Origin of the sequence: Marivirga lumbricoides (assembly GCF_014636295.1) — a bacterium.
Taxonomy (GTDB): domain Bacteria; phylum Bacteroidota; class Bacteroidia; order Cytophagales; family Cyclobacteriaceae; genus Marivirga; species Marivirga lumbricoides.
Genome location: NZ_BMEC01000032.1, coordinates 1 through 5916, shown reverse-complemented (window position 1 = coordinate 5916; position 5916 = coordinate 1). Strand labels below are relative to the sequence as shown.

Annotated in this window: 4 protein-coding genes; all 4 read right to left on the bottom strand. The window is 44.9% G+C overall.

What is annotated here, in order from left to right; genetic code table 11:
• Nucleotides 1-314: transcriptional repressor (locus tag IEV85_RS24490; protein WP_188467907.1), on the bottom strand; the 314-nt coding region annotated here is incomplete at its 3' end.
• A 10-nt stretch (nucleotides 315-324) separates the two neighbouring features.
• On the bottom strand, nucleotides 325-654 hold the full coding sequence (locus IEV85_RS24485) for a P-II family nitrogen regulator (RefSeq protein WP_188467906.1): 330 nt from the start codon (nucleotides 652-654) through the stop codon (nucleotides 325-327).
• Between the two features lie 180 nt (nucleotides 655-834).
• Complete coding sequence (locus IEV85_RS24480) at nucleotides 835-2091, bottom strand: efflux RND transporter periplasmic adaptor subunit (RefSeq protein ID WP_155171104.1); 1257 nt, start codon at nucleotides 2089-2091, stop codon at nucleotides 835-837.
• Nucleotides 2092-2128: 37 nt separating this feature from the next.
• Nucleotides 2129-5916 (bottom strand): CusA/CzcA family heavy metal efflux RND transporter (locus tag IEV85_RS24475; RefSeq protein WP_188467905.1); only part of this gene is annotated, 3788 nt, incomplete at its 5' end.

Genomic DNA, 5916 nt, shown 5'->3' with positions numbered 1-5916 from the left:
CATTTGGTTTCGCCACATTTTCTGCAATGAAAGTGCAGGTGCAGATCCCTTTCTACTTCACATTTACAACCTGCTTCGCACAAGGCATACTTAGGCACTCCGGTACCATCATCAATGCTGTGTACCAGACCGTTATCCTCAAACGCTTTTAGCGTTCTGTAGATGGTAGTTCTGTCTGATTTCACAAAATCCTTGTATAGATCAGTAAGACTTACTGCTATCTCACGATCCAGCAGGTATTCCAGGACCAACAAGCGCATGGCTGTGGGTTTTATCTTGTGCTGTAATAGATTTTCTTCTAAATCTTTTATCATCAGCTTGTGCTTATTGTTTTAGAGAATCTCCAGTCTTGATCCGATAAGCATCATCTATTTCTGAAACGTAAATAATGCCATCGCCCGGTTCAGGTGTTTGAGCCTTGCCACAGATCAGTTGAATGGCTTTATCCGTTTCCTCATTTTGGCAGACCAGTTCCAGCTTAACAATCGGGCTATCGGTAAAATGAAAATCCAATGATGGAGATGCACCAGAATCTTTATGAGCTCCGGTACCTTCTCCTTTGGATAGGGTTACACTTTCAAATCCTGCATCTCGCAGCGATTTAACTACTATCTGTACTTTTTTAGGTTTTATAAATGCTTTTATTTCTTTCATGTGTATGTGTTTAATTCCAACGGTCACATGGAATTCGCGATAAACTTATTCATACTTGGTTGGTATGTTAAGGACTCTAAGTTTATGCTCATTTCATGTGTTTGTTTTTTATAATTTAATATTTGAGAGTTGGCAGTTAGCAAATGACATTTACCAACTGCCCTTGCCTAATCAACTAAATCAATGACTATGAGAAGTCTGGCTTTTCTTCATTTCAGAGATCAGATAGTAGGCGTTATTCCATGCCACCTGAGCACCGTCAGGAAGTGGCTCCAATAATTTGATCTCTACCCAACCATCTTCGGTGATACCTGTGCGCACTTCTATGGCTTTAAACGCCCATTCGGTCTTTCCGTCTTCTTCATGCGCTTCTGCCATGAAAATGTACGGCTTTCCTTCTTCCTCTATAAGCGCGCTTTCAGGTAAAGCCTTTACAGGGTTATTTCCGGTGCGAATTTTCCCATTGATGTACATGCCGGGAATAAGAAAATCCTCTTTTTGATCTATTTCCGCATGCACATGGACTGCTTTAGGGTTTTGCTCAAACTGCTTCCCGACAGAATAAATTTTGGCAGTTAGGGTATTTCCTGGAACTGACTCCACAGTAAAGGATACTTTTTGTCCTTTTTTCACTTTGTGGACATCCTTTTCAAACACCATCAGGTCAGCATGGATGTGGTCAGTATTGACAATCATAAACATCTCGGTTTGCGGGTCTACATATTGCCCAAGTTGGACTTCCACTTTTTCAATGTAACCATCAATAGGGCTTACTACAGGCACATACTGATAAATATCACCACTTTGGACTTTCTCCACGTTGAGGCTAAGCTGCCTTAACTGTGCTTCGTAGCCCTTCACTTCTCCTTTCATGGCCTGATAGTCCGCCTGAATTTGCTGATAGGTTTTTCCGGAACCCACTTCCTCTTCGTACAACCTTTTCTGCCGTTGGTTTTCCTTCTCCAGAAACTGTAGTTGACTGTATGCCCGCACATAATCTGTCTGAAGTTTGCTTAGGTTTGGGTGTGAGAGATACGCCAACACCTTACCTTTGTTTACTTGATCGCCCTCAATCACCTTGATGGAGGTAACATTAGCGCCCAATATGGCCGTAACAGTTGCTTCATGCTGTGGTGGTACCTCCAACTGGCCGTTGGCTTCCACCACGCCCGAGAGAGCCCGGGTTGGCAGGGTATCTACCTTAATACCCAAACTTTCAAATTTCATATCAGAAAGGTGAAGCTCGGCCATTCCTTCTTCACTATGTTCTCCTTCTTCGCCTTCATGTCCGCCTTCTTCACCTGCGTGTCCAGCCTCGCCCTCATTGTGTTCTTCGTGAGATGCTTCACCGGAGTTCTCAGCCGACTTGCTGCCGCAGCCCGTAAATACCGATACCATAAGTACCAGTGCCACTATATATATGATTTGCTTTTTCATTGTGCTTCTATTTTTATATCTGATGATCAGTTTACTTTTAGTTTGATGTTCTTAAGTAGTATTCCAGTTGGTAGCGGCTATTCAGGTAATTACCAAAGGCATTCCAGGAATCAACTTCTATGCGAATGGCATCCCGGATATTTTGCAGGAAGGTGACATAATCTATAGCCCCTTCCCGGTAAGCCAAAATAGCTCCGTCCCGTTGCTCCTGGGCCAGCGGAAGTGCCTCATCCCGGTAGTAGTTCCATGAATTGAGCCACTTCAGGTATTGTTCTCTCATGTCCTGATAGGCGGCATTCAGTTCCAACTGGTTTTGGCGCAGGTTTTGACCCGCAATATCCCGTTGGATTTTGGCCGACTGTGTCCTGCCCAGCTCAGGTCCGAAAAACAAAGGGATTCTGACACCTACCTGGTACTGATAAAATCCAGATTGCCCGGCAATCTGCTGTCGCCCATACTGCCCCTGTAATTGAGGCAAGAACTGCGAACGCCTCTCTTTTATGGTGGCATCCGCTACATCTACCTGTTGCTTTGATACATTCAGCAAAGGATGGTTCATCAATGAATCAGCTACATAATTGAGCGGTTCGTCCAATTGACTGGTTGGGACATCCGGTACGGTATACAGCGTGTCATTGGCAAACCAAAGGTTCAGGCGCTGTAAAGCACTCAGATAATCCCGATATGCCTGCTCTTTTTGTATCTGTACCTGATTGGCCTGGTTGGAAGTAGCCAGGTATTCCAGTTTAGATGTGGTTTCCGTTTCCAAGCGAATCCTGGCCGCTCTTTCAATATCTGCAAATACCGAATCCAACTGTTCATAAACCTGGTAGTTGTTTTTGGTAGCATATACCATGGCCCAAGCCTGGCTTACTTCCCGCTCCAGTTCAATGACGGATAGGTCCAGTGCCTTCTCGGCAAGTGCTACCCGTTCTTTTTGCAATTTCAGCCTTGGGGCTATTCCAAACACATCTATCTGTTGTTGTTGAATTCCAAATTGTGTGTAAACTCCATCAGAGCCATTGCCCACTTCTTCCTTTCCGGTAAATACCTGCGTATTCCCAAAGTCCCAGGCTGTTTTCTTAAGCACTTCCTGGTTTTCTATCTCTAGTCTTGCCGATTGGATTTTCGGATAGCTTTCTACCGCACGTTTTCTCGCCTGATCCAGTGTGATCGTTGGCAAACTGTCTTGTGGCTGTTGTTGCTTTTGGGCATTGGCCAAGGCAGGCAGCCCGAATAGACCTCCACAAACCAGCAGTACAATAATCATGTTGGCATTTGGCCCTTTCAGACTTTTTCTTTTGTCACTTCTGCTTTCCACAAAAGTGTAAAGTACCGGAAGCACCACCAAAGTGAGCAGTGTAGCTGTAAGCATTCCGCCAATTACCACTGTGGCTAAAGGTCTTTGTACTTCGGCACCTGCTGAAGCAGAAAATGCCATCGGCAAGAAGCCGAATATATCTGTAGTAGCTGTAAGCATGATCGGCCTGATCCTTTCTTTGGTACCGGTAAGAATGCGGTCTCTGATGCTGGTGACCCCTTCTTCTTTCAGGGAATTGAATCGGTTGATCAAGACCAAACCATTCAACACCGCTACTCCGAAAAGAACGATAAAGCCCACACCCGCTGAAATGCTAAATGGCATATCTCTAATCCATAAAGCAAATACACCACCGATGGCTGCCAGTGGAATGGCGATGTAAATCATGATGGATTGTGAAAAGGATTGTAAGGCGAAGTACAGCAGCACAAAAATCAGGAAGAGTGCAATAGGCACTACGATCTGCAACCGGCTTTTCGCCCGCTCCAGGTTTTCAAACTCACCGCCATAAGTGATGTAATAGCCAGGAGGCAAGTCTAGTTGTGCATCCAGTTTGTCCTGTATATCATTGACCACTGATTCCACATCACGGCCTCTGGTATTGACTCCAACATAGGTTCGTCTATACGTGTTATCACGGGAGATCTGCATGGGGCCCGGCACATAGCTGATATCTGCAACTTCTTTTATAGGAACTTGTGTACCATCGGGCAAATCAATATAAAGTGTACGCAAGTCGTCAATGCTCTTCCGGTGTTTTTCATCAAAGCGGATGACCAGATCAAATCGTTTTTCGCCCTCAAAGATTACCCCTGCAACACCACCAGCAAAGGCAGAACTTACATACTCATTGAGCTTTTGAATATCCAGGCCGTACTGTGCAATTTTATCCCGGTTATAACGAACTGTCATTTGGGGGAGTCCTGATGTCCGTTCAGGGTTCACATCACCAGCCCCGGGCACGGTAGAAATGATATCAGCCATTTCCTGCACTTTTGCAGAAAGCACTTCCAGGTCTTCGCCATAGAGTTTTACAGCTATGTCTTCCCGTACTCCTTCCAACAACTCGTTAAAACGCAGCTCTACGGGCTGGGTGAATACCAGGTTTACACCAGTCAGTTGCTCATCCAGCTTATTCTTGATGGCCTCAATCAGTTCATCTTTGCTTTCTGCTGAAACCCATTTGTCTTTATCTTTTTCTAATATGAGGTACATATCCGCAATATCCATGGGCATGGGATCAGTAGGAATATCCGCCACTCCGATTCTGGCAGTTACTGTTTTTATTTCAGGGAAACTTTCCAGCAACAGGTTCTCAATCTTGATGGATACTTCTTTTGATTCGCTTAGGGAACTTCCGGGCCTGATGAGTGCCTGCATGGCGATATCTCCCTCATCAAGCTGAGGAACAAACTCACCTCCCATCCGTGAAAAAATGAATCCGGCTACTCCCAGCAGAACTATAGCTACGATAATCACTATTGCTTTAAAACGCAGGGCACTTTTTAGCAGGGGCAGGTAGGCTTTTTGAATACCACCAATGATTTTATCACTTACCCTTTCCAGCCAGCGTTCAAACCGGCCAAACCAGTTCTTTTTATTTTGAATGGGCTTCATGAATAAAGCCGACATCATAGGCACATAAGTCAGGCACAGGATAATGGCACCAATCATGGCAAACCCAAAGGTGTAGGCCATGGGCTGGAACATTTTACCCTCCACACCGGTGAGGAATAAAATAGGGGCAAATACAATAAGAATGATAATCTGTCCGAAGAAAGCCGAACTCATCATGGTACTTCCTGCATCATAAGCCACTTCATCCATCACACCCTGATTGAATTTGATTTTACCGGAGCGGATGCGCTTCTGGATTTCGTATACCGTACCTTCAATAATGATCACCGCCCCATCTATGATAATCCCAAAGTCAATAGCCCCCAGGCTCATGAGGTTGGCCCAGACATTAAACTGTTTCATCAGGATAAAAGCAAAAAGCAAGGAAAGCGGAATAGTGGTGGCGGTGATAATGCCACCACGGACGCTACCCAACAGTATTACCAGAGCAAAAATCACAATTAATGCGCCTTCCAATAAGTTGGTTTTTACGGTATCTGTAGTTCTGGAAATAAGGTCACTTCGGTCTATGATTGAGTTAATCGCGAGCCCCTCGGGAAGGGACTTTTCTACCTCAGCCATACGCTCTTTTACATTTTGGATCACCGCATTGGGATTAGAGCCTTTTAGCATCATAATGATGCCGCCAACAGCTTCTTTTCCATCCTGTGTGAAAGCCCCATATCGCACTTGGCTGCCGAAGTGTACTTTAGAGGCGACATCACCTACCGTAACCGGGATCCCATTTTCTGTTTTTATAACGATTTTTCGGATATCATCCAGAGAGCGCACCAAGCCTTCTCCACGGATGAAATTAGACATCCTGTTCTTCTCAATGTAAGCCCCACCGGTATTAACATTGTTTCTGGCCAGAGCCTCATATACTT